The organism is Kitasatospora sp. MAA4 (assembly GCF_029893355.1).
Lineage (GTDB): Bacteria > Actinomycetota > Actinomycetes > Streptomycetales > Streptomycetaceae > Kitasatospora.
In genome coordinates this window covers 164,177-188,657 of the sequence record NZ_JARZAI010000011.1, presented here as the reverse complement: position 1 = coordinate 188,657, position 24,481 = coordinate 164,177, and the positions used below count along the sequence as shown (strand labels likewise).

22 protein-coding genes are annotated in these 24,481 nt (G+C 70.5%); 1 reads left to right on the top strand and 21 read right to left on the bottom strand.

Annotation, left to right across the window (positions count from 1 at the left end; translation table 11 throughout):
• Positions 1–160 precede the first annotated feature (160 nt).
• From P3T37_RS16965 to P3T37_RS16880, 18 genes are all read right to left on the bottom strand, one after another.
• Positions 161–823, bottom strand: coding sequence for a response regulator transcription factor (locus tag P3T37_RS16965; RefSeq protein ID WP_280724496.1), 663 nt, complete (start codon positions 821–823; stop codon positions 161–163).
• Positions 824–929: 106 nt separating this feature from the next.
• Positions 930–1,940 carry a polyprenyl synthetase family protein gene (locus P3T37_RS16960; RefSeq protein ID WP_280724495.1) on the bottom strand — a complete coding sequence of 337 codons (1,011 nt, stop codon included), beginning with the start codon at positions 1,938–1,940 and terminating at the stop codon, positions 930–932.
• A 174-nt stretch (positions 1,941–2,114) separates the two neighbouring features.
• Positions 2,115–3,734 carry an NADH-quinone oxidoreductase subunit NuoN gene (nuoN, locus tag P3T37_RS16955; RefSeq protein WP_280724559.1) on the bottom strand — a complete coding sequence of 540 codons (1,620 nt, stop codon included), beginning with the start codon at positions 3,732–3,734 and terminating at the stop codon, positions 2,115–2,117.
• 20 nt (positions 3,735–3,754) lie between these two features.
• The gene (locus P3T37_RS16950; RefSeq protein ID WP_280724494.1) at positions 3,755–5,371 is read right to left on the bottom strand and encodes an NADH-quinone oxidoreductase subunit M; all 1,617 of its coding nucleotides are present in this window, start codon (positions 5,369–5,371) and stop codon (positions 3,755–3,757) included.
• A gap of 40 nt (positions 5,372–5,411) precedes the next feature.
• Positions 5,412–7,307 carry an NADH-quinone oxidoreductase subunit L gene (gene nuoL, locus P3T37_RS16945; RefSeq protein WP_280724493.1) on the bottom strand — a complete coding sequence of 632 codons (1,896 nt, stop codon included), beginning with the start codon at positions 7,305–7,307 and terminating at the stop codon, positions 5,412–5,414.
• Positions 7,308–7,316: 9 nt separating this feature from the next.
• Positions 7,317–7,616, bottom strand: a complete 300-nt coding sequence (nuoK, locus tag P3T37_RS16940; RefSeq protein WP_035798594.1) for an NADH-quinone oxidoreductase subunit NuoK — start codon at positions 7,614–7,616, stop codon at positions 7,317–7,319.
• Positions 7,613–8,461: an NADH-quinone oxidoreductase subunit J gene (locus P3T37_RS16935; RefSeq protein WP_280724492.1), complete on the bottom strand. Its 849-nt coding sequence runs from the start codon at positions 8,459–8,461 to the stop codon at positions 7,613–7,615. The genes nuoK and P3T37_RS16935 overlap by 4 nt, the downstream gene beginning before the upstream one ends.
• The gene (gene nuoI, locus P3T37_RS16930; protein ID WP_280724491.1) at positions 8,458–9,039 is read right to left on the bottom strand and encodes an NADH-quinone oxidoreductase subunit NuoI; all 582 of its coding nucleotides are present in this window, start codon (positions 9,037–9,039) and stop codon (positions 8,458–8,460) included. Before nuoI ends, P3T37_RS16935 begins: the two co-directional genes overlap by 4 nt.
• A gap of 6 nt (positions 9,040–9,045) precedes the next feature.
• Positions 9,046–10,419 carry an NADH-quinone oxidoreductase subunit NuoH gene (nuoH, locus tag P3T37_RS16925; protein ID WP_280724558.1) on the bottom strand — a complete coding sequence of 458 codons (1,374 nt, stop codon included), beginning with the start codon at positions 10,417–10,419 and terminating at the stop codon, positions 9,046–9,048.
• Positions 10,419–12,872 carry an NADH-quinone oxidoreductase subunit G gene (locus P3T37_RS16920; RefSeq protein ID WP_280724490.1) on the bottom strand — a complete coding sequence of 818 codons (2,454 nt, stop codon included), beginning with the start codon at positions 12,870–12,872 and terminating at the stop codon, positions 10,419–10,421. Before P3T37_RS16920 ends, nuoH begins: the two co-directional genes overlap by 1 nt.
• Positions 12,869–14,233 (bottom strand): NADH-quinone oxidoreductase subunit NuoF, encoded by a 1,365-nt coding sequence (gene nuoF, locus P3T37_RS16915; protein ID WP_280724489.1) that lies wholly within the window; start codon positions 14,231–14,233, stop codon positions 12,869–12,871. The genes P3T37_RS16920 and nuoF overlap by 4 nt, the downstream gene beginning before the upstream one ends.
• On the bottom strand, positions 14,233–14,988 hold the full coding sequence (gene nuoE, locus P3T37_RS16910) for an NADH-quinone oxidoreductase subunit NuoE (protein ID WP_280724488.1): 756 nt from the start codon (positions 14,986–14,988) through the stop codon (positions 14,233–14,235). Before nuoE ends, nuoF begins: the two co-directional genes overlap by 1 nt.
• Complete coding sequence (locus P3T37_RS16905) at positions 14,985–16,313, bottom strand: NADH-quinone oxidoreductase subunit D (RefSeq protein WP_280724486.1); 1,329 nt, start codon at positions 16,311–16,313, stop codon at positions 14,985–14,987. Before P3T37_RS16905 ends, nuoE begins: the two co-directional genes overlap by 4 nt.
• The gene (locus P3T37_RS16900; RefSeq protein WP_280724485.1) at positions 16,313–17,014 is read right to left on the bottom strand and encodes an NADH-quinone oxidoreductase subunit C; all 702 of its coding nucleotides are present in this window, start codon (positions 17,012–17,014) and stop codon (positions 16,313–16,315) included. Before P3T37_RS16900 ends, P3T37_RS16905 begins: the two co-directional genes overlap by 1 nt.
• Positions 17,011–17,565, bottom strand: coding sequence for an NADH-quinone oxidoreductase subunit B family protein (locus P3T37_RS16895; RefSeq protein WP_280724484.1), 555 nt, complete (start codon positions 17,563–17,565; stop codon positions 17,011–17,013). The genes P3T37_RS16900 and P3T37_RS16895 overlap by 4 nt, the downstream gene beginning before the upstream one ends.
• 55 nt (positions 17,566–17,620) lie before the next feature.
• Positions 17,621–17,980 carry an NADH-quinone oxidoreductase subunit A gene (locus P3T37_RS16890; protein WP_030060100.1) on the bottom strand — a complete coding sequence of 120 codons (360 nt, stop codon included), beginning with the start codon at positions 17,978–17,980 and terminating at the stop codon, positions 17,621–17,623.
• Positions 17,981–18,459: 479 nt separating this feature from the next.
• Complete coding sequence (locus P3T37_RS16885; protein WP_280724483.1) at positions 18,460–19,389, bottom strand: DMT family transporter; 930 nt, start codon at positions 19,387–19,389, stop codon at positions 18,460–18,462.
• A 64-nt stretch (positions 19,390–19,453) separates the two neighbouring features.
• A complete protein-coding gene (locus tag P3T37_RS16880; RefSeq protein WP_280724482.1) occupies positions 19,454–20,728 on the bottom strand; it encodes an MFS transporter in 1,275 nt (424 codons plus the stop codon).
• 131 nt (positions 20,729–20,859) lie between these two features.
• On the opposite strand from P3T37_RS16880, the gene P3T37_RS16875 reads away from it, so the two are divergent.
• Positions 20,860–21,549: a peptidylprolyl isomerase gene (locus P3T37_RS16875; protein ID WP_280724481.1), complete on the top strand. Its 690-nt coding sequence runs from the start codon at positions 20,860–20,862 to the stop codon at positions 21,547–21,549.
• A 30-nt stretch (positions 21,550–21,579) separates the two neighbouring features.
• Here the strand turns inward: P3T37_RS16875 and P3T37_RS16870 are convergent, their stop codons facing one another.
• The 3 genes from P3T37_RS16870 to P3T37_RS16860 form a co-directional block, all read right to left on the bottom strand.
• A complete protein-coding gene (locus tag P3T37_RS16870; RefSeq protein WP_280724557.1) occupies positions 21,580–22,863 on the bottom strand; it encodes a geranylgeranyl reductase family protein in 1,284 nt (427 codons plus the stop codon).
• 149 nt (positions 22,864–23,012) lie between these two features.
• Complete coding sequence (locus P3T37_RS16865) at positions 23,013–23,702, bottom strand: demethylmenaquinone methyltransferase (protein ID WP_280724480.1); 690 nt, start codon at positions 23,700–23,702, stop codon at positions 23,013–23,015.
• A gap of 46 nt (positions 23,703–23,748) precedes the next feature.
• Positions 23,749–24,327, bottom strand: a complete 579-nt coding sequence (locus tag P3T37_RS16860; RefSeq protein ID WP_280724479.1) for a hypothetical protein — start codon at positions 24,325–24,327, stop codon at positions 23,749–23,751.
• Between the last annotated feature and the right edge of the window lie 154 nt (positions 24,328–24,481).

The following is a 24,481-nucleotide window of genomic DNA, read 5'->3' as shown; positions in this document are numbered from 1 at the left end:
GACCTCCCTCAGGGGTACCAGCCGCGGGCGTGAGCCGTGTGCCCCCGTCCGCCTGGTGCACCGTTCGCATCCTATGCGGGTGGTGAATCCCTGCGCGGTAACTAGAGCAAGCCGCGTGGAGTGGCTATTTCCGATCGTCCGAAGGCTGGAAATACGGGTTTCACGAGTTGAGATAGCGCAGGACCGCCAACACCCGCCGGTGGTCCTCCGGACTCTGCGCCAGGCCGAGCTTCTGGAAGATATTACTGACGTGCTTCTCGACCGCGCCGTCGGAGACCACCAGCTGCTTGGCCACCGCCGCATTGGTGCGGCCCTCGGCCATCAGCGCCAGCACCTCGCGCTCGCGGGGCGTCAACCCGGCCAGCACGTCGCTCTTGCGGCTGCGGATCAGCAACTGCTGCACCACCTCCGGGTCCAGCGCGGTGCCGCCGCCGGCCACCCGGACCACCGCGTCCACGAACTCGCGCACCTCGGCCACCCGGTCCTTGAGCAGGTACCCGATGCCCTGGGTGGAGCCGGCCAGCAGCTCGGCGGCGTACTGCTGCTCGACGTACTGGGAGAGCACCAGCACCCCCAGCCGCGGGTAGAGCCCTCGCAGCGTCACACAGGCGCGGACGCCCTCGTCGGTGTGCGTCGGGGGCATCCGGACGTCCGCCACCACGACGTCCGGCAGCTTGTCGGCGGCCGCCAGCTCGTGGATGGTCCGCAGCAGCGCCTCGCCGTCGCCGACGCCCGCCACCACATCGAGGCCGCGGTCGGTGAGCAGCCTGGTCAGGCCCTCCCGGAGCAGGACGGAGTCCTCGGCGATGACGACGCGCAGCATGATGGTTTCCCCCGACCGGTACGACCCCGGTTGATCGAGGCCCTGGTTGATTTAGACCGACCGGCACATGGTGGGCGGCGTCGCGACGCCCGGGCTGTCGGTCTGGTCACATGGTACGGATCGCGACCGCGTCGCAGAGACCCTGCAGGGCCGCCTTGGCCGGGCACTCGGGCAGCGGGGCCAGCAGCGCGCGGGCCTCCTCGGCGTAGCGCAGGGTCTCCCGGCGGGCCCGCTCCAGCGCCGGGTGGCGGCGCAGCAGGCGCAGCGCCTCGGCGTGCAGCTGATCGTCCGTCAGGTCCAGCTGGAGCAGCTCGCGCAGCCGGGCGTCCTCGGGGTCGCTGTCGTCCACCGGCATCGACTGGAGCAGCAGCACGGGCAGCGTGGGCACGCCCTCGCGCAGGTCGGTGCCGGGGGTCTTGCCGGACTCGTGGCCGTCGCTGGCGATGTCCAGGACGTCGTCGGCCAGCTGGAAGGCGGTGCCCATCCGCTCGCCGTACTGGGTGAGGATCTCAACAGCCCACTCCTCGGCGCCGGACATCAGCGCGCCGAAGCGGCAGGAGACGGCGACCAGCGAGCCGGTCTTGCCCGCGATCACGTCGAGGTAGTGCTGCAGCTGGTCCTCACCCGGGCGCGGCCCGGCCGTCTCCAGGATCTGACCGGTGACCAGCCGCTCGAAGGCGTCGGCCTGGATCCGGACGGCGTCGGGGCCCAGGCCGGACAGCACCTGGGAAGCCCGGGAGAAGAGGAAGTCGCCGGTGAGGATGGCCACCGAGTTGTCCCAGCGGGCGTTGGCGGTGGCCGCGCCGCGGCGCAGCGGCGCCTCGTCCATCACGTCGTCGTGGTAGAGGGTGGCCATGTGGGTCAGCTCCACCACCACGGCCGCGGGCACCACGCCGGGCGCGTACGGGTCGCCGAACTGGGCGGCGAGCATCACGAGCAGCGGGCGGAAGCGCTTGCCTCCGGCCTCCAGCAGGTGTCTGGCGGTAATGGTGATGAACGGCACGTCGCTCTTCACGGTCTCCGCCAGGGCGACCTCCACCGCGTCCATCCCGACCTGCACGTCGCGGGTCAGATCGCGGTCCTGCACGCTGAGCCCGAAGGGTCCCACGACGGTCACGAAGACCACTCCTGTCGCCGGTCGATCATGCGGTCCGGTCCCTGATTGCCGCCGCTGCCGTTCCCCAGCAGCGTATCCGGTCGTGAGTGGATCACTGCACGGGCGTGCGGGTACGGGGCCGAAGAGCGGTCCGGGTCGGGGGCTGCGCCCTCGGCCCGGACCGGTACGACGGAACTACCCTACGAACATCGAGGCTTTCGACGCCAGGTCCAGGAAGTACTGCGGGAGCACACCCAGACCCACCGTCACCAGCACTCCGAGGGCGATGGCCGTGCCGGTGAAGACGCTCGGCACCGCGACCGCGGGCCCGCCGGGCTGCGGGTCCGAGAAGAACATCAGCACGATCACCCGGATGTAGAAGAACGCCGCGACCGCCGAACTCAGCACACCGACGATCACCAGCGGGGTCGCCCCGCCGGCCGCCGCGGCCTGGAAGACCGCGAACTTCCCGGTGAACCCGCTGGTCAGCGGGATACCGGCGAAGGCCAGCAGGAACAGCGCGAAGACCGCCGCGACCAGCGGCGAGCGCCGCCCGAGACCGGCCCAGCTGGAGAGGTGGGTGGCCTCGCCCTTGGAGTCGCGCACCAGGGTCACCACGGCGAAGGCGCCGAGCGTGACGAAGGAGTACGACAGCAGGTAGAAGAGGACCGCGCCCAGGCCCTGCCGGTTGGTGGCGATCACCCCGGTGAGGATGAAGCCGGCGTGCGCGATCGACGAGTACGCGAGCAGGCGCTTCACGTCCTGCTGGGTCACCGCCAGGATCGCGCCGACCACCATGGTGAGGATCGCCACGCCCCACATCACCGGCCGCCAGTCCCAGCGCAGGCCCGGGAAGGCCACGTAGAACAGCCGCAGCAGCGCGCCAAAGGCGGCGACCTTGGTGGCGGCGGCCATGAAGCCGGTGACCGGCGTCGGGGCGCCCTGGTAGACGTCCGGGGTCCAGGAGTGGAACGGGACGGCGCCGACCTTGAAGAGCAGGCCGACCGCGAGCATCGCCAGGCCGATCAGCAGCAGCGCGTCGTTCTGGGTGCTGTTCGCCAGCGCCGGGGTGCTCGGGGCGACGCCCGAGATCACGTCGCGGATCTCCGGCAGCCGCACGGTGCCCGCGTAGCCGTACAGCAGCGCGGTGCCGAACAGGAAGAACGCCGAGGCGAAGGAGCCCAGCAGGAAGTACTTGACCGCCGCCTCCTGGGAGAGCAGCCGGCGCCGGCGGGCCAGCGCGCAGAGCAGGTAGAGCGGGAGCGAGAAGACCTCCAGCGCCACGAACATCGTCAGCAGGTCGTTGGCGGCCGGGAAGAGCAGCATGCCGCCGACCGCGAAGAGCGTCAGCGGGTAGACCTCGGTGCTGGCGAAGCCCGCCTTGGTGGCCAGCCGCTCCTGCTCGCCGCCGGGGGTGGCGGCGCCCTGGGCGGTGAAGGCGTCGGAGGCGACGCCCTCCACCCGCGGGTCCAGTCGCCGTTCGGCGTACATCAGCACGGAGACCACGGCGGCCAGCAGGATCACGCCCTGCAGGAAGAGCGCCGGGCCGTCCAGAGCCACCGAGCCCATCGCGAGCAGGCCGCTCTTCGTGCTGCCGTAGCCGTCCGCGGCGAGCACCACGACGGCCGCGAAGGAGGCGATCAGGCCGCTCAGGGCCAGCGCCACCTGGACGCCGTAGCGGGCCCGGCGGGGCAGGAAGGCCTCGACCAGGACGCCCGCCAGGGCCGTGCCGAAAACGATGAGCATCGGGGACAGCTGGCCGTACTCGATCTTGGGAGCCGGGATACTGGCGGTGTTGGCACCTGCCGCTTCCATCCACAGGCTGTGGACAGCGCTCACTTCTGCTCACCTCCTGCGGGTTCGGCCACCGGGTGGGCCGGGGCCGGGTCGGTCCGGTGGACCTGGGAGAGGGTGTCGTTGACGGCCGGGTTCACCAGGTCGGTGAGCGGCTTCGGGTAGACGCCGAGGAACACGGTCAGCGCCACCAGCGGCGCCACCACCGCGATTTCGCGGACCTTCAGGTCGGCCATGCCGCGCACGCCGTCCTTGACCGGGCCGGTCATGGTGCGCTGGTAGAGCACCAGCGCGTACAGCGCGGCGAGCACGATGCCGAAGGTGGCGATGATGCCCAGCACCGGGTAGCGGCTGAACGTACCGACCAGCACCAGGAACTCACTGACGAACGGCGCCAGGCCCGGCAGCGAGAGGGTGGCCAGGCCGCCGATCAGGAAGGTGCCGGCCAGCACCGGGGCGACCTTCTGCACGCCGCCGTAGTCGGCGATCAGGCGCGAGCCCCGGCGGGAGATCAGGAAGCCGGCCACCAGCAGCCACGCGGCGGTGGAGATGCCGTGGTTGACCATGTAGAGGGTGGCGCCGCTCTGGCCCTGGCTGGTCATCGCGAAGATGCCCATGATGATGAACCCGAAGTGCGAGATCGACGCGTAGGCGATCAGCCGCTTGATGTCCTTCTGGCCCACCGCCAGCAGCGCGCCGTAGATGATCCCGATCACCGAGAGCACCAGGATCGCCGGGGCGAAGAACTTCGAGGCGTCCGGGAACAGGCCCAGGCAGAACCGCAGCATCGCGAAGGTGCCGACCTTGTCGACAACCGCCGTGATCAGCACGGCAGTTCCGGCGGTCGACTCACCCATCGCGTTCGGCAGCCAGGTGTGCAGCGGCCAGAGCGGGGCCTTCACCGCGAAGGCGAAGAAGAAGCCCAGGAAGAGCGCGCGCTCGGCGGTCGGGTCGATCACCAGCTTGCCGTCCGCGATGGCGGAGGTGAGCGACTGCAGGTCGAAGGTGGCCTGCCCCTGCTGCTGCGCGATCACGTAGAGGCCGATCACGGCGGCCAGCATGACCAGCCCGCCGAGCAGGTTGTACAGCAGGAACTTGACTGCCGCGTAGGAGCGTTGGCGAGCCGCCTCCGGGCCGCCGGCCTTGTCGCCGAAGCCGCCGATGAGGAAGTACATCGGGATCAGCATGGCTTCGAAGAAGACGTAGAAGAGGAAGACGTCGGTGGCCAGGAAGGAGACGATCACCATCGCCTCGACCGCCAGGATCAGGGCGAAGAAGCCCTGGGTGCGCCTACGGTTCTCGAAGGTGCCCTCCGGAGCCGGGGCGGGATCGGCGTCGTGCCAGGAGGCCAGCATCACGATCGGGACCAGGACGGCGGTGAGCAGCACCAGCACCGCGCCGATGCCGTCCACGCCGAGCGAGAAGTTGATCCCGAACGAGCGGATCCAGCTGTACGACTCGGTGAGCTGGTAGCGGGCGCCGCCCGGCTCGAACCGGGCGGCGGCCACCGCGGCCAGCGCCAGGGTCGCCGCCGAGACGGCCAGCGCGGTCAGCTTGGTGGTCCGCCGGCGGGCCTCGGTGGAGCCGGCGGGCAGCGCGGCGGTCAGGATCGCCCCGGCCGCCGGGACGACGCAGGTGGCCGTCAGCAGGTAGCTCATGACCGCTCCTCCTGACCGGGAATGGGGTGAGTCACACTCATCAGACCGACCTCATCAGGAGAGTGGTGGCGACCAGCACCAGCGTGCCGCCGAACATGGAGAGGGCGTAGCTGCGGACGTAGCCGTTCTGCACCCGGCGCAGGCGGCTGGAGATCCCGCCGATGGCCGCGGCCAGGCCGTTGACGAAGCCGTCCAGGCCCTTGCTGTCGAGGTAGACCAGCGCGGCGGCCAGCGCCGAACCGGGCCGCACCAGCACGGCGTGGTTGAACTCGTCCTGCAGCAGGTCGCGGCGGGCCGCCCGGGTGAGGACCGAGCCGACCGGCGGGGTGACCGGCACCGGGCTGCGCCCGTAGACGACGTACGCGAGCGCGACGCCGACCAGCAGGCAGGCCGAGGTGAGCAGGGTGACCGTGAGCGAGGACAGTGGAGAGTTGCCCTCGGAGTGCCCGGTGATCGGCTCCAGCCACTTCAGGAACGAGCTGTTGAAGGCGAACAGGCCGCCCGCGAAGACCGATCCGAAGGCCAGCACGATCATCGGCAGCGTCATGGTGGACGGCGACTCGTGCGGGTGCGGCTGGTGGCCCTCGTCGTCGGCCTGCCAGCGCTTCTCGCCGAAGAAGGTCAGGATCATCACCCGCGTCATGTAGAACGCGGTGACCGCGGCGCCGACCAGGGTGACCAGGCCGAGGATCCAGCCCTCGGTGCCGCCCTTGGCGAACGCCGCCTCGATGATCTTGTCCTTGGAGAAGAAGCCCGACAGGCCCGGGAACCCGATGATGGCCAGGTAGCCGAGGCCGAAGGTGACGAAGGTGATCGGCATGTACTTGCGCAGGCCGCCGTAGTGACGCATGTTCACCTCGTCGTCCATGCCGTGCATCACCGACCCGGCGCCCAGGAACAGCCCGGCCTTGAAGAAGCCGTGGGTGACCAGGTGCATGATCGCGAAGACGTAGCCGATCGGGCCCAGGCCCGCGGCCAGGATCATGTAGCCGATCTGCGACATGGTCGAGCCGGCCAGCGCCTTCTTGATGTCGTCCTTGGCACACCCGACGATCGCACCGAAGAGCAGCGTCACCGCGCCCACGCAGACCACCGCGGTCTGCGCGTCGGGGGCGAGGTCGAAGATCGCGTGCGAGCGGGTGATCAGGTAGACGCCGGCGGTGACCATGGTGGCCGCGTGGATCAGGGCGGAGACCGGGGTCGGGCCCTCCATCGCGTCACCGAGCCAGGACTGAAGCGGCACCTGGGCCGACTTGCCGCAGGCGGCCAGCAGCAGCATCAGGCCGATCGCCGTCAGTTGGCTCCTGCTCGCCTGGCCGGCGGCGCCGAAGACCCCGAGATAGGTGAAGTTCCCGAAGTCGGTGAACATCAGCATGATGGCGATCGAGAGGCCGACGTCGCCGACCCGGTTGACCAGGAAGGCCTTCTTGGCGGCTGTGGCGGCGCTCGGCTTGTGCTGCCAGAACCCGATCAGCAGGTACGAGGCGAGCCCGACGCCCTCCCAACCGACGTACAGCAGAAGGTAGTTGTCTGCCAGCACGAGCAGCAGCATGGCGGCCAGGAACAGGTTGAGGTAGCCGAAGAAGCGGCGCCGGCGCTCGTCGTGCGCCATGTACCCCACCGAGTAGAGGTGGATCAGCGTGCCGACGCCGGTGATCAGCAGCACGAAGGTGATCGACAGCTGGTCGAGCTGGAAGGCCACGTCGGCCTGGAAGCCGTTGACCGGAACCCAGCTGAACAGCTGTACGTGGACCGGGCGTTGGTCGGTGCTGCGGCCCAGCATCGAGAAGAAGAGGACCAGCCCGAAGACGAACGAGAGCGCGGCGGCGAGCGTGCCGAGCCAGTGACCGAAACGGTCCAGCGCGCGGCCGCCGAGCAGCAGCAGGGCAGCGCCTGCCAGCGGAGCCGCCACGAGCAGCGGAATGAGAGAGTTCACCCTGGGCCCCTACAGCTTCATCAGGTTGCTGTCGTCGACCGAAGCCGAGTGCCTGGTACGGAAGATGCTCACGATGATGGCCAGGCCCACCACGACCTCGGCCGCCGCGACCACCATGGTGAAGAACGCGATGATCTGGCCGTCCAGATTGCCGTGCAGCCGGGAGAAGGTGACCAGGGCGAGGTTGGAGGCGTTGAGCATCAGCTCGACGCACATGAAGAGCACGATGGCGTTGCGCCGGATCAGCACCCCGCTGGCCCCGATGGTGAACAACAGGGCTGCGAGATACAGGTAGTTGACGGGGTTCACTCCGCGTCCTCCTCATGCCCGGGTACCGGGGTCAGCTCCTGGCGGGGCTTGGGGGCGGTCGGCCGGGCGGACGGCGCACGACCCAGCCAGTCGGCCGTGTCGGCCTCCAACTCGGCCATCCGGCGCAGCATGTCCTGGCTGACGTCGCGGATCTGGCCGCGCTCGCGCAGCGTTCCCATCACCGAGTCCTCGGCGATCCGGCCGTCCGGCAGCAGGCCGGGGATGTCCACCGCGTTGTGCCGGGCGTAGACGCCCGGGGCGGGCAGCGGCGGGAGCTGGACGTTGTCCTTGACCCGCTGGGCGGCCAGCTCGCGCTGGGTGGCCGGCGCCTTCACGTGCTCGCGGTGGGTGAGCACCATGGCGCCCACCGCGGCGGTGATCAGCAGCGCGCCGGTGACCTCGAAGGCCCAGACGTACTTGGTGAAGATCAGCCGTGCCAGGCCCTGAACGTTGCCCTCGGCGTTGGCCTCGGAGAGGCCGGTGAACTGCGAGAGCTTCGCGTTGGCGATGCCCGCGATCAGCAGCACGCCGAAGCCGAGGCCGCAGATCACCGCGGCGACCCGCTGGCCCTTCAGCTGCTCCTTCAGCGAGTCCTCGGAGGTGACGCCGACCAGCATCACCACGAAGAGGAAGAGCATCATGATCGCGCCGGTGTAGACGACGATCTGCACCACACCCAGGAAGACCGCGCCCTGGGCCAGGTAGCAGATCGCCAGCGACAGCATGGTGGCCGCCAGGCAGAGCGCGCTGTGCACGGCCCTGCGCATCAGCAGCATGCCCAGCGCGCCGCCGACCGCGATGACCGCGAGCACCCAGAACTGGACCGCCTCGCCCGTGGAGGTCATGACTGCGCCTCCCTCTCCCGGTCGTGCCGCTCCTGGGTGACCGTTCCGGGCGCCGCCGCGGTGATCTCGCCGCGGTAGTAGGCGCCCTCGTCCGCGCCGGGGAAGATCGAGTGCGGAGCCTCGACCATGCCCTCGGTCAGGCCCGAGAGCAGCTGCTCCTTGGTGAAGATCAGGCTCTCGCGCGAGGAGTCGGCGAGTTCGTACTCGTTGGTCATGGTCAGCGCGCGGGTCGGGCAGGCCTCGATGCACAGCCCGCAGAGGATGCAGCGGGCGTAGTTGATCTGGTAGACCGCGCCGTACCGCTCACCGGGCGAGTAGCGCTCCTCGTCGGTGTTGTCCGCGCCCTCGACGTAGATCGCGTCGGCCGGGCAGGCCCAGGCGCAGAGCTCGCAGCCGATGCACTTCTCCAACCCGTCCGGGTGCCGGTTGAGTTGGTGGCGGCCGTGGAAGCGGGGGGCGGTGGGCTTCTTCTGCTCCGGGTACTGCTCGGTGAGCCGCTTCTTGAACATGGCCGTGAAGGTCACGCCGAAGCCTGCGGCCGGCCCCAGAAGTGAGGGCTTGTCGTCCGGTTCTGGCATCTCGGTTCAGCTCCCTTCGGAATGGTTGGCGCCGTTGAGCGCGTCCTGCAGTTGCGACTGCCGCGGGGCCCGGCTGGGCCGGCGCGGGACCGGCGGCAGCTCCTGGCCGGGCAGCGGCGGAACCGGGTACCCGCCGGCCATCGGGTCGAACTCCGCGGACGGCTCGTCCTCCTGGTCCTTGGCGGCACCCGCCGCCTTGTCCCGGAAGGCGTCCCAGAGCAGCGAGAGCAGCAGCACCGCCGCGACCGGCGCGCCGACGTACAGCACCACCTGGCTGAAGCCGTGGCCCTCGTTGCGCAGCGCCCGGACACTGGCGACCAGCATCAGCCAGACCAGCGAGACCGGGATCAGCACCTTCCAACCCAGCTTCATGAACTGGTCGTAGCGCAGCCGGGGCAGCGTGCCGCGCAGCCAGATGAAGAAGAAGAGCAGCAGCTGGATCTTGATGATGATCCAGAGCATCGGCCACCAGCCGTGGTTGGCGCCGGCCCAGAAGACCGAGATCGGCCAGGGTGCCCGCCAGCCGCCCAGGAAGAGCGTGCTGGCCACCGCCGAGACGGTCACCATGTTGACGTACTCCGCCAGCATGAACATCGCGAACTTCAGCGAGCTGTACTCGGTGTTGAAGCCGCCGACCAACTCGCCCTCGGCCTCCGGGAGGTCGAACGGCGCCCGGTTGGTCTCGCCGACCATCGAGATGATGTAGACGATGAACGAGACCGGCAGCAGCACCGCGAACCAGGTGGAGTGCTGCTGGCCGACGATCTCCGAGGTCGACATCGAACCGGAGTAGATGAAGACCGCGGCGAACGAGAGGCCCATCGCGATCTCGTAGGAGATCATCTGCGCCGACGAGCGCAGGCCGCCGAGCAGCGGGTACGTCGAGCCGGAGGACCAGCCCGCCAGCACGATGCCGTAGATGCCGATCGAGGCGGTCGCCAGGATGTAGAGCAGCGCGACCGGGAGGTCGGTGAGCTGCATCGGGGTCCGGGTGCCGAAGATCGAGACCTCGTTGTCGGCCGGGCCGAACGGGATCACCGCGATGGCCATGAACGCCGGGATCGCGCAGATCACCGGCGCCAGGATGTAGACCACCTTGCTCGCGCCGGTGACCACCAGGTCTTCCTTCAGCGCGAGCTTCACGCCGTCGGCCAGTGACTGCAGCAGGCCCCACGGGCCGTGCCGGTTGGGGCCGATCCGCAGCTGCATCCAGGCGACGACCTTGCGCTCCCAGACGATCGAGACCAGCACGGTGATCAGCAGGAAGGCGAAGCAGAACACCGCCTTGATCACGACCAGCCACCACGGGTCCCGGCCGAAGTAGCCGAGGGTCTCATAGCCGACGGGCTGGCCGGCGGCGAGGCTGAGCTGGGAGATCATCATTCCTCCTCCCCTACCGGGGCGATGGCCACCAGGTGGCCGACCGTCGTACCGAGCGTGCGGTGGACGCCGCCATCAGTGGAATTCAGTGGAAGCCAGACCGTGCGGTCCGGGAGTTCCGCGGTGATCTCCAGCGGCAGCAGCAGCGAGCCGGCCGGGCCGGTGACCCGCAGTCGGCCGCCCGCAGCGGCGCCGATCTCGGCGGCGGTGGCCGGCGAGAGGCGGGCGACGGCCGGGTGGCGGGTGCCCGCGAGGTGCGGGTCGCCCTCCTGGAGCGAGCCGTTGTCCAGCAGTTGGCGCCAGCCCGCCAGCACTGCCTGGCCGACCTCCGGCCGGGGCAGCGCGGCCGGGTGCCCGGCGGGCGCGGCCGGGCGGTCGCCGGTCCAGGGTGCCAGGGTGTCCAGCTCCAGCCGGGCCGCCCGGACGTCGGGCAGGCCGAGCCGGCGCCCGAGCGCGTCCGCCAGCATGTTCAACACTCGGACGTCCGAGGTGAGATGGCGCTGCGCCAGCTGGTCGGCCTTGAGTGCCGCCTCGAAGAGCCGGACCCGGCCCTCCCAGTCCAGGAAGGTGCCGGCCTTCTCGGCCACCGCGGCCACCGGCAGCACCACGTCGGCGTGCGCGGTGACGGCCGAGGGCCGCAGCTCCAGCGAGACGACGAAGCCGACCCGGCTGAGCGCCTCCTCGGCCAGCGCCGGGTCCGGCAGGTCGTCCAGCTCGACGCCGCCGACCAGCAGGGCGTCCAGGTCGCCATGGGCTGCCGCGGCCAGGATCTGGCCGGTGTCCCGGCCGAGCCGGGCGGGCAGTTCGGCGACGCCCCAGGCGGCGGCCGCCTCGGCGCGGGCGGCCGGGACGGTGACCGGACGGCCGCCGGGCAGCAGCCCGGGCAGCGCGCCGGCTTCGATCGCGCCGCGCTCCCCCGCCCGGCGCGGCACCCAGGCGAGCTGGGCACCCGTCGCGTGCGACAGCCGCAGCGCGGCGGTCAGCGCGCCGGGGACGGCGGCCAGCCGCTCGCCGGCCAGGATCACCGCGCCGGGCTGCCGCAGCAGTGCGGCAGCGCCCCCGGCGTCGTCGCTGAGCGGTTCCTCGGCGGCGAGTGCGCCCAGCCACTCGGCCTCGGTGCCCGGCGCGGCCGGCAGCAGCTTGCCGCCGAGCTTGACCAGGCCGCGCGAGCGGTGGGTGGCGATCGAGTAGATCTTCAGGCCGTTGCGGTTGGCCTTGCGCAGCCGCAGGAAGACGATCGGCGACTCCTCCTCGGGCTCGAAGCCCGCGAGCAGCACCACCGGCGCGCTCTCCAGCGCCCGGTAGGTGACACCCTTGCCATCCAAGTCCACCCCGCGACCGGCCACGGCGACGGCCAGGAAGTCCGCCTCCTCGGCGCTGTGCGGGCGGGCCCGGAAGTCGACGTCGTTGGTGCCGAGCACCACCCGGGCGAACTTGGCGTAGCCGTACGCGTCCTCGACCGTCACCCGGCCGCCCGTCAGCACCGCGCCGCGCGCGCCGCGCAGCCCCTCGGCGGCGGCGGCCAGCGCCTCCGGCCAGGAGGCCGGGACGAGCTCGCCGCTGGCCCGGTCACGCACCAGCGGGGAGGCGATCCGGTCGCGCTGCTGCGCGTAGCGGAAGGCGAAGCGGCCCTTGTCGCAGCTCCACTCCTCGTTCACCTCGGGCTCGTCGCCGGCCAGTCGGCGCAGGACCTTGCCGCGCCGGTGGTCGGTGCGCAGCGAGCAGCCGGACGAGCAGTGCTCGCAGACGCTCGGCGAGGAGACCAGGTCGAACGGGCGCGAGCGGAACCGGTAGGCGGCCGAGGTCAGCGCGCCCACCGGGCAGATCTGGATGGTGTTCCCGGAGAAGTACGACTGGAAGTCGTCGCCCTCGCCGATGCCGACCTGCTCCAGCGCGCCGCGCTCCAGCAGCTCGATGAACGGGTCGCCGGCCACCTGCTGCGAGAAGCGCGTGCAGCGCGCGCAGAGCACGCAGCGCTCGCGGTCCAGCAGCACCTGGCTGCTGATCGGGATCGGCTTCTCGTAGGTCCGCTTGAGGCCGTCGAAGCGCGAGTCCGGGCCGCCGGTGGACATCGCCTGGTTCTGCAGCGGGCACTCGCCGCCCTTGTCGCAGACCGGGCAGTCCAGCGGGTGGTTGATCAACAGCAGTTCCATGACCCCCCGTTGGGCCTTCTCGGCCACCGGGGAGCTGAGCTGGGTGCGGACCACCATGCCCTCGGCCACCGGGATCGTGCAGGAGGCGACCGGCTTGCGCTGGCCCTCGATCTCCACGATGCACTGGCGGCAGGCGCCGACCGGGTCGAGCAGCGGGTGGTCGCAGAAGCGGGGGATCTGGGTGCCGATCTGCTCGGCCGCCCGGATCACCAACGTGCCCTTGGGGACCTGGACTTCGACGCCGTCGATGGTGAGCGTGACGAGGTCGGTGGCAGTCTTGGCTGGCTCGGTGATGGTCATGCGTGCACCTCCCTCTCGGTGGCGGACTGGTGGGCGGAGGACCGGCTGCTGTCGGCCCAGACGGTGGACGCGGCCGGGTCGAACGGGCAGCGCCGCTCGGCCAGGTGCTGCTCGTACTCGGCGCGGAAGTGCTGGAGCGAGGAGACGATCGGGCTGGCAGCACCGTCGCCCAGCGCGCAGAACGACTTGCCGTTGATGTTGTCGGCGATGTCGAGCAGCTTCTCCAGGTCACCCTCGACGCCCTCGCCGGCCTCGATCCGCCGGAGCAACTGGACCAGCCAGTACGTCCCTTCGCGGCACGGCGTGCACTTGCCGCAGGACTCGTGGGCGTAGAACTCGGTCCACCGGGTGACCGCGCGGACCACGCAGGTGGTCTCGTCGAAGACCTGAAGCGCCTTGGTGCCGAGCATCGACCCGGCCGCCCCGACGCCCTCGTAGTCGAGCGGCACGTCGAGGTGCTCGTCGGTGAACATCGGGGTCGAACTGCCGCCCGGCGTCCAGAACTTGAGCCGGTGGCCGGAGCGCACCCCGCCGCTCACCTCGAGCAGCTGACGGAGCGTGACACCCAGTGGCGCCTCGTACTGGCCCGGGTTGGTGACGTGCCCGGAGAGCGAGTAGAGCGTGAAGCCCGGGGACTTCTCGGTGCCCAGCGAGGTGAACCACTCCTTGCCGCGCACCAGGATCGGCGGCACCGAGGCGATCGACTCGACGTTGTTGACCACCGTCGGGCAGGCGTACAGGCCCGCGATGGCCGGGAACGGCGGCCGCAGCCGGGGTTGGCCGCGGCGCCCCTCCAGCGAGTCGAGCAGCGCCGTCTCCTCGCCGCAGATGTAGGCGCCGGCACCGGCGTGCACGGTGATGTCCAGGTCGACACCGGAGCCCAGGATGTCCTTGCCGAGGAACCCGGCCGCGTACGCCTCCGCGACGGCCGCGTGCAGCCGGCGCAGCACCGGCACGGTCTCGCCGCGCAGGTAGATGAACGCGTGGTCGCAGCGGATCGCGTACGAGGCGATGATCATGCCCTCGATCAGCGCGTGCGGGTTGGCGAAGAGCAGCGGGATGTCCTTGCAGGTGCCGGGCTCGGACTCGTCCGCATTGACCACCAGGTAGTGCGGCTTGCCGTCGTTCTGCGGGATGAACTGCCACTTCAGGCCGGTCGGGAAGCCGGCGCCGCCGCGGCCGCGCAGTCCGGACTCCTTGACCAGCGCGATCAGCGCGTCCGGGTCCATGGCGAGCGCGTTGCGCAGGCCCTGGTACCCGTCGTGGCGCCGGTAGGTCTCCAGGGTCCACGGCCGGTGGTCGTCCCAGGAGGCGGACAGTACGGGGCTGAGCAGCTTCTCGGCCGGCTCGGTCGCGGTCATCACGCCTCGGTCCCTTCGTTGCGCGGGGAGACCTTGCGCGGGGAGACCACGCGGGCCCCCGGCGTGCCGGGCAGCGCCTCGCCCTTGGCCAGTCGCAGGCCCGCCATCGAGGGTGCGCCACCCGCGCCGGAGGCGTCCACCGCACCCGGCCGCTCGTCGGGGAAGCCGGCCAGGATGCGGGCGGTCTCCTTGAACGAGCAGAGCTTGGCGCCGCGGGTCGGCTCGACCTCGGCGCCCGAGCGCAGGTCGTCGACCAGCTGCCTGGCGCTCTCCGGCGTCTGGTTGTCGAAGAACTCCCAGTTGACCATCACCACGGGGGCGTAGTCGCAGGCCGCGTTGCACTCGATGTGCTCGATCGAGATCTCGCCGTCGGCGGTGGTCTCGTTGTTCTTGATGCCCAGGTGCTGCTGGAGCTCCTCGAAGATCTGGTCGCCGCCGAGCACCGCGCAGAGCGTGTTGGTGCAGACGCCCACGTGGTACGTCCCGGCGGGGCGGCGGCGGTACATCGTGTAGAAGGTCGCCACCGCCGTCACCTCGGCGGTGGTCAGCTCCAACTGCTCGGCGCAGAACCGGATCCCGGTGGCGGTGACGTACCCGTCCTCGGCCTGCACCAGGTGCAGCAGCGGCAGCAGCGCTGAACGGGCCACCGGGTAGCGGCCGATCAGCTCCCTGGCGTCGGCGGCGAGGCGTTCGTACACCTCGGCCGGGTACGGCTTGGCCGGCAGCGCCGGCAGGCCGAGTTCGACATTGCTCACCGGTCCACGCCTCCCATCACCGGGTCGATCCCGGCCACTGCGACGATCACGTCGGCGACCTGGCCGCCCTCGCACATCGCCGCCATCGACTGCAGGTTGGTGAACGACGGGTCGCGGAAGTGCACCCGGTAGGGGCGCGTCCCGCCGTCGCTCACCACGTGGACCCCGAGCTCGCCCTTGGGCGACTCGACCGCCGCGTACGCCTGGCCGACCGGGACCCTGAAGCCCTCGGTGACCAGCTTGAAGTGGTGGATCAGCGCCTCCATCGAGGTGCCCATGATCTTCCGGATGTGGTCGAGCGAGTTGCCCATCCCGTCCGGGCCGACCGCCAGTTGGGCCGGCCAGGCGATCTTCTTGTCGGCCACCATGACCGGGCCCGGCCGCAGCCGGTCCAGGCACTGCTCGACGATCCGCAGCGACTGGCGCATCTCCTCCAGGCGGATCAGGAACCGCCCGTAGGAGTCCGCGGTGTCCGCGATGGCGACCTCGAAGTCGTAGTTCTCGTAGCCGCAGTACGGGTCGCTCTTGCGCAGGTCGTTCGGCAGTCCGGTGGCCCGCAGGATCGGACCGGTGGCGCCCAGCGCCAGGCAGCCGGCCAGGTCCAGGAAGCCGACGTCGACCAGCCGGGCCTTGAACACCGGGTTGCCGGTGGCGAGTTTGTCGTACTCGTGCATCCGCGAGCGGAACAGCTTCACCGCCTCGCGGATCTGGTCCACCGCGCCCGGAGGCAGGTCCTGGGCCAGCCCACCGGGACGGACGTACGCGTGGTTCATCCGCAGGCCGGTGACCAACTCGAAGATGTCCAGGATGAGTTCGCGGTCCCGGAAGCCGTAGATCATCAGCGTCGTGGAGCCGATCTCCATGCCGCCGGTGGCCAGGCACACCAGGTGCGAGGAGATCCGGTTGAGCTCCATCATCAACACCCGGATGACGGTGGCCCGGTCGGGGATCTGGTCGGTGATGCCGAGCAGCTTCTCCACCGCCAGGCAGTAGGCGGTCTCGTTGAAGAGCGGAGTCAGGTAGTCCATCCGGGTCACGAAGGTGGTGCCCTGGACCCAGTTGCGGAACTCCATGTTCTTCTCGATGCCGGTGTGCAGGTAGCCGATGCCGCAGCGGGCCTCGGTCACCGTCTCGCCGTCGATCTCCAGGATCAGCCGCAACACGCCGTGGGTGGACGGGTGTTGGGGACCCATGTTGACGATGATGCGCTCGTCGTCGGCCTTGGCGACGGCCTCGACCACCTCGCCCCAGTCTCCGCCGGTGACGGTGAAGACCCGTCCCTCGGTGGTCTCGCGGGTGCCCGCTTCTTCGTAGTGAGTGGTCATCAGGTGTACGACCTCCGCTGGTCGGGCGCCGGGATCTGGGCGCCCTTGTACTCGACGGGGATGCCTCCCAGCGGGTAGTCCTTGCGCTGCGGGTGGCCCAGCCAGTCGTCCGGCATCATGATCCGGGTGAGCGCCGGGTGGCCGTCGAAGACGATGCCGAAGAAGTCGTAGGCCTCGCGCTCGTGCCAGTCGTTGGTCGGGTAGACACTGACCACCGACGGGATGTGCGGGTCGGCGTCCGGCGCGGTGACCTCGACCCTGATCAGCCGGGTGTGGGTGATCGAGCGCAGGTGGTAGACCGCGTGCAGTTCCCGGCCGGGGTCGGACAGGTAGTGCACGCCGCTGACCCCCAGGCACAGCTCGAAGCGCAGCGCCGGGTCGTCGCGCAGCGTCCTGGACACCTGGAGGAGGTGCTCGCGGCGGACGTGGAAGGTGAGTTCGCCGCGGTCGATGACGGTCTTCTCGATCGCGTCGGCCGGGTCGAGGCCCTGCTCCTCCAGGGCGCCCTCCAGCTCGTCGGCCACCTCGTCGAACCAGCCGCCGTACGGTCGGCTGCTCGGTCCCGGCAGCACGATCGGGGCGACCAGGCCGCCGAAGCCCGAGGTGTCGCCGGTGCCGCGGCCGCCGAACATGCCCTGGCGGTTGCCGACCACCTCGACCGGGATCTCGGTGCGGGTCGCGGGGATGTTGCCGTCGCTCATCGCAGCAGCCCCCGCATCTCGCTGGTCGGGACGGCCTCCAGGGCCAGCTCCTCGGCAAGCTCCTGGGCCCGCCGCTTGTTCACGCCGAGCGGCTCGTGCTGGATCTTGTCGTGCAGCTTGAGGATCGCGTCCATCAGCATCTCCGGGCGGGGCGGGCACCCCGGCAGGTAGATGTCCACGGGGACGATGTGGTCGACCCCCTGGACGATCGCGTAGTTGTTGAACATGCCTCCCGAGGAGGCGCAGACGCCCATCGAGATGACCCACTTGGGGTTGGCCATCTGGTCGTAGACCTGCCGGAGCACCGGCGCCATCTTCTGGCTCACCCGGCCGGCCACGATCATCAGGTCGGCCTGCCGGGGCGAGCCCCGGAAGACCTCCATCCCGAACCTGGCCAGGTCGTAGCGGCCGGCGCCGGTCGTCATCATCTCGATGGCGCAGCAGGCCAGCCCGAAGGTGGCCGGGAAGAGCGAGGCCTTTCTCACCCACCCCGCAGCGGTCTCCACGCTGGTGAGTAGAAAGCCGCTCGGCAGCTTCTCCTCGATTCCCATCTACCCATCCCTCTCAGTGGCCTCTACATCGGGCTGACTGCTGTGCAGGTGCTGCTCAGTCCCACTCCAGGCCGCCGCGCCGCCACACATACGCGTAGGCGACGAACACGGTGGCGATGAAGAGGAGCATCTCGACCAGCCCGAAGATCCCCAGGGCGTCGAAGGTGACCGCCCACGGGTAGAGGAAGACGATCTCGATGTCGAAGACGATGAAGAGCATCGCCGTCAGGTAGTACTTGATCGGGAACCGACCGCCGCCCACCGGCTGCGGGGTCGGTTCGATACCGCACTCGTACGCCTCCAACTTGGCCCGGTTGTAGCGCTTCGGGCCCGTCAGCGAAGCCATCACGACGGAGCCGACCGCGAACGCCGCCGCGATGGCACCGAGTACGAGGATCGGTGCGTAGGCATTCATGTACCGCCGCTCCCTCCGTCCAGTCGTCCTTGACTGCAGATCGGAACTGCCGGGTCACTGTGGGGTGAACCCGTGATCCGGTTCCCGGGATCCACCTCATGTGAGGCAGTTCACAAAGCCTGGATCGAGCGCATCTTATGCCCGTCGACTTGTGATCTGCGACACGCAGTTCAGGGTGATCTTTGTGATCTACGCCACCTCGCGAACCGGTCGCAATGGCGTCTAGTCGCGAGATATGAACGCAACGAACCCAAATGGTCACAAAGTGTCATATTCATCGGCGAAGTGACTGGTCAGAGCCGTGCGCCTATATCAACTATGGCGCGCTCATCGCAAATTTACGGGCTTCATGTTGACGTGCTAATGGCCCTCACCCTCCCGGGTGGACCCCGTGGAACCGTCGCTTGACCTTTCGTTCACAAGCGCACGAAAGCCCCCGCGCACCGGTCGGTGCGCGGGGGCTTTCGAGGGCCGCGGAGTCAGGCCGGCAGTGGCTCCAGAACGTCGCGCGCGGCCGGAACCACGGCCCGGCGGCCCCACGCGGTACCGGCCAGCACCAGCAGGCCGCCGCAGAACGCGAGCGGCACCAGCCGGTCGCCGCCGAGGACGATGCCGACCACGGCCGCCCAGAGCGGCTCGGTGCCGAGCAGCAGGCTGACCCGGGACGGCGAGGTCGCCCGGACCGCCCACATCTGGACCAGGAACGCGACCAGCGTGCAGAACAGCCCGAGGTAGAGCAGGTCGGCCCACTGGCCGGGCCCGTACGAGGCCGCCAGCGACCACGGGCTCGGACCGGCGAAGGGTGACACCACGACGAAGATCGCGGCAGCCGTGGCGAGTTGGACCCAGGTCAGGGCGATCGGGTCGGTGTCCCTGAGCACCTTGGTCCGCGACATCGCCAGCAGGTGCACCGTGCGGATCCCGGCCGCGGCGAGCATCAGCAGGTCGCCGGCCGAGGGGGCGCGCAGGCCCGCGCCCTCGGTGAGCAGGCCGACCCCGACCACCGAGAGCCCGGCCGCGGCGACGAAGGCGCGCGGGAGCGGGGTGCGGCCGACCAGGCTCTCCGCGAGCGGGGTGAGGACCATGGTGAAGCTGATGATCAGCCCGGCGTTGGTGGCCGAGGTGTGCACCACGCCGTACGTCTCCACCAGGAAGATCGCACCGAGGATGCCGCCGAGCAGCGCACCGCCCAGCCACTCACCGCGGTTCAGCCCGCGCAGCCCCCGCCAGGCGATCACCGCGAGGAACGGAAGCACCAGGCCGAAGCGCAGCACCAGCGTCGGCAGGACGGTGGCCGGCGTCGCGAGGTGCTTGACGGCGAGGTAGCTGGAACCCCAGACCACCGCGACCAGCAGGACGGGAAGGTCGGTGACGATCCCGCGGGGCGCGACTTGTGAAGGAGTTCTCATGCGGGTGGTTCCCTCCGAGGCAGGACGGCGAACCTGTCATCCTCCCCGAGTGCCGATGGTGTGATCAAACGCCTTTACTGGACCGCAGGCGCAGCCCGTACAGCGCGTACAGGCCGGCGGCCACCGTGAGCAGGCCCGAGCAGCCGATGACCAGGTCGATCCGGCCCAGCCCCACCCCGCCGACCTCGACGTGGAAGTCGCGCGGCACACTGCCGGCGAACCACCCCGCCGCACTCATCCCCACCATGTTGGCCAGCTGCGCGACCGGCCCGACCGCCGAGAAGACCCGACCCAGGTACTCGGCCGGCACCGCCTCGACCAGCAGCGGAGCCACCGCCGCGTTGAGGATCGCGAGCGCCGCCCCGAGCGCGGTCGTCAGCGCGAGCGCCGACCACAGCTGCGTCGTCCGGGAGTACCCGACCAGCAGCGCGCCGGCGGCCAACAGCCCCAGCGGGAACGTCCGGTGGTAGCCGAACCGCCGTCCCATCGGCGCGGCCAGCACCGAACCGCTCAGCAGGCCGATGCCGAGCACCATCTCCAGCGTTCCGTACCACCTGCCGGCGACGTGCAGGTTGTCGGTGAGGAAGAAGACGTTGACCGCGTTGAGCGCGGAGAAGCCGAGTGACACCAGGACGACGGTGATCAGCAGGGCCTTGACCACCCCGCGCGACGCCACCATCCGCAGTCCCGCGAGGAGTTCGGGCCAGACCCCGGGCCGGTGCCCGCGCTCCGGCGACTGCCCGGGCTCCGGGCGGACCGCGTGCACCAGGGCGAAGGAGACCAGGAAGGAGACCGCGTTCAGCAGCAGGGCCCAGCGCACACCGGCGGTGAAGAGCAGCGGCGCCGCCAGCGGGGGCCCGAGGACGGCCGCGATGCCCACCGTCGACTGCCCGATCCCGGCCGCCCGGGCCCGGTCCGCCTCCGCCAGCACCTCGCCGAGGATCGCGAACCTCGCCGGACCGAAGAACTGCGAGACCGCCGCGTTGAGGAAGACCGCCAGGTAGACGACGACCACCGTCACCCCGGTCGGCACCGTCCCAGTAGGCAGGAACGTCATCGCCGCCACGCCGCCGATCAGGGCGGCGCGGACCAGATCGGCCGCGAGCATCGTCCGGCGGCGGTCCCAGCGGTCGACGAAGACCCCGGCCAGCGGTGCGACCAGCAGCGTGGCGACGGCCGCGGCGGCCAGCAGCCCGGCGACGGCGGCCGGCGCGTACGGGCGGCCGGCGAGCAGGACCGTCCCCACCCAGAGGGTCAGCGTGGTGTCGAAGACCGTGTCCCCGGTCAGCGAGACGGCCTGACCCGCCCAGAGCAGACGGAAGTTACGGTTGATCAGCATCCGCCTGATCCTGGCACGAACAGTCGTTCGGCCAAGGGCTGTTGGCAGGAATGATTCAAGTGCCCCCTGGGCACGATGGGGTGGACATGCCAGGCCCGTCTTCCCCTCTCCTCTCCCCGGAGGCCCCACCCATGCCCCGCAAGCGTCTCGTCACCGCCGCTGCCGCCGCTGCCCTGGTCCTCGGCGCCACCAGCGCCGCGTCCGCCGCCACCGTCTCACCTGACGCGAAGGCAGCCCCGGCGGCGGCCGCCCCCACGGCCTCCTGCGGATACACGGCCTCGGTGCCCGCCGACAACTTCCAGGGCATCCCGGTCTTCGACGCCAAGAAGGCCGCCAAGCCCTACAGCGCGACCCTGAGGACCAGCCAGGGCTCGATCACCTTCCAGGCGCTGACCGCCCAGGCGCCCTGCACCACCTTCTCGTTCCGCTTCCTCGCCGACCACAGCTACTTCGACGACACCCACTGCCACCGGCTCACCACCCAGCGCCTGTGGGTCCTGCAGTGCGGCGACCCGACCGGCACCGGTAGCGGCGGCCCCGGCTACTCCTTCAACGACGAGAACCTGACCGGCGCCACCTACCCCGCCGGCACCGTCGCGATGGCCAACGCGGGCCCGAACACCAACGGCAGCCAGTTCTTCTTCGTCTGGAAGGACACCAAGCTCTCCCCCGCCTACACCCCGTTCGGCAAGATCACCGCCGGCCTCGACGTCCTGCAGAAGATCGCCGCCGGCGGCGAGGACGACCAGAACGGCCCGGGCGACGGCTACCCGACGCTCCCCGTCAACATCAAGCACGTCAGGATCAGCAACACCCGCTGACGCATCCGTTGGCGCAGGTCGCCCCCGGACTCAGGCGTTCGGGGCGACCTTCGCCAGGCCGTTGATGATGCGGTCCATCGCGTCGCCGCCCTGCGGGTCGGTCAGGTTCGCCAGCATCTTCAGCACGAACTTCATCAGCATCGGGTGCGTCAGACCGCGCTGGGTGGCCAGCTGCATGATCTTCGGGTTGCCGATCAGCTTCACGAAGCCGCGGCCCAGCGTGTAGTAGCCGCCGTAGACGTCCTTCAGGGTGGCCGGGTAGGCGTGCAGCGCACGCTCGCGGCCGGCCGGGGTGACCCGGGCGTGGGCCTGGACGATCGTGCGGGCCGCGATCTGGCCGGACTCCATCGCGTAGGCGATGCCCTCGCCGTTGAACGGGTTGACCATGCCCGCCGCGTCGCCGACCAGCAGCAGCCCGCGGGTGTAGTGCGGTTGACGGTTGAACGCCATCGGCAGCGCCGCACCGCGGATCGGGTCGGTCATGTTGTCGGGCGTGTAGCCCCACTCCTCCGGCATGCTCGCGCACCACGCCTTGAGGACCTCGCGCCAGTCCAACTCGCCGAACGCCGGCGAGGAGTTGAGGATGCCGAGGCCGACGTTCGAGGTGCCGTCGCCCATCCCGAAGATCCAGCCGTAGCCGGGCAGCAGCTTCTTGTCGCCACCGCGGGTGTCCCAGAGCTCCAGCCAGGACTCCAGGTAGTCGTCGTCGTGCCGCGGCGAGGTGAAGTACGTCCGGTACGCGACGCCCATCGGACGGTCCTCGCGGCGGTGCAGACCCATCGCCAGCGAGAGCCGGGTGGAGTTGCCGTCGGCGGCGACCACCAGCGGCGCGCGGAAGACCACCTCGCGCTTGTCCTCACCCAGCTTCGCGCTCACCCCGACGATCCGCCCGGTCCGCTCGTCGAGCACCGGCCCGGAGACGTTGCAGCGCTCGTACAGCCGCGCCCCGGCCTTCTCGGCCTGCCGGGCCAGCAGTTCGTCGAAGTCGGCCCGCTTGCGCACCAGTCCGTAGTCCGGGAACGCCGACAGCTCGGGCCAGTCCAGCTCCAGCCGGACCCCGCCACCGATGATCCGCAGCCCCTTGTTGTGCAGCCAGCCGTTCGAGGTGGACACGTCGATCCCCATGTCCACCAGCTGCTTGGTGGCACGCGGCGTCAGACCGTCCCCGCACACCTTCTCCCGCGGGAACTCGGTCTTCTCCAGCAGCAGCACATCAAGCCCGGCCTGCGCGAGGTAGTACGCCGTGGTCGCGCCCGCCGGGCCCGCCCCCACCACGATGACGTCAGCGGTGCTCTCGACGGCGGTCTCGGTCACGGTCACGATGGGCACACTCCTGAGCACAGCGGCAAGGCAAGGGCTGACGGTCCCGAGCAGTCTACGGCGCACCCACCCCACGCCATGGCCCGGCCACTACGGGCCCGGGCGGTGGCCGCTCGGTCGATCGGTCAGCGGGTGCCGCCCGCTCAGCGGGTGCCGCGGTGCAGGGCGACGATGCCGCCGGTGAGGTTGCGCCAGGCGACCTTGGTCCAGCCGGCCTGCTGGAGCTTGACGGCCAGTTCGGGCTGGTCGGGCCAGGCGCGGATGGACTCGGCGAGGTAGACGTACGCGTCGGGGTTGCTGCTGACGCGGGTGGCGACGGGCGGCAGGGCGCGCATCAGGTACTCGGTGTAGACGGTCCGCAGCGGCGTCCAGGTCGGGGTGGAGAACTCGCAGATCACGACCTTGCCGCCGGGCTTGGTGACCCGGTACATCTCGCGCAGGGCGGCGTCGGTGTCCTGGACGTTGCGCAGCGCGAAGGAGATCGTGACGGCGTCGAACGAGGCGTCGGCGAAGGGCAGCCGGGTCGCGTCGCCGGCCGTCAGCGGGAGGTCGGGGTTGCGGCGCTTGCCCTCGGCGAGCATGCCGATCGAGAAGTCGCAGGGGACGACCTTGGCGCCGGCCTCCACGAACGGGAGCGAGGAGGTGCCGGTGCCCGCGCCGAGGTCCAGCACCAGCTCACCGGGCTGGGCGGCGACCGCCTCGGCCACCGCGCGGCGCCAGGCGCGGGCCTGGCCGAGCGAGAGCACGTCGTTGGTCCGGTCGTACTTGGCGGCGACGTCGTCGAACATGGCGGCGACTTCGTGCGGCTGCTTGTCCAGAGAGGCTCGGGTCATCACGCCCCCATTGTTCACCCTGGCGACGACAGTGCTGCGCGCGGGCTCAGCGCAGCGCGCGGCGGCCGCCCTTGCGGCGCCGCCGGGAGCGCTTGCCGTGGGTGATCGCCGGCATCCCGTCGGCCAGCGCCTCGGTCGCGAAGGCCACCGTCGCGCTGATCCTGGTGCGCTCCCCGCGCACCCGGATCCCCTCGGCCCGCCGGAAGCGCAGGATCCGCCCCAGGCAGAGCGCGCAGAGCAGCAGGGCGACCGGCACGCTGATCTGCGCCAGCCGGACCCCGGCGGCCTGCGGGTAGTGCTGGTCGCAGACCCGGACGGCGCCCGCGTCGTCGGCGGCGTGCTCCAGGCAGATCGGGTCTCCGACCTTGGCGGTGGTCGGCAGGGTGAGGTCGGTGGCGCGGCGCTGCCCGCCGTCGGCCTGGTAGCTGACGGCGCTGTACGTGGCGCTGCCGCCGGGCAGCCGGGTGACGGTGCCCTGGACCCGGACGGGATGCGCGCCGATCCGGTCCGCGAGGTCGGCCTGCCGCCAGCCGAGCAGGCACATACCGAGCGCCAGCACGGCGCTGAGTACGGCCCCGAGGTACCAACCTCGGCCGATCCTTGGGGCGGCGGACGGGGATCGCATGCTGGGCGCTGACCTGACTTCCGAACGGCGTGGTGAGGTTGTCCTGCTCCACCGGGACGGGCACGCAGGACTGACCGGGATCGTAACTGCTGGCACACCCTCAGGTCACGGCGAGGGGGGATCAGGACGTCCGCGCGCAGCCGAAGTTCGGATG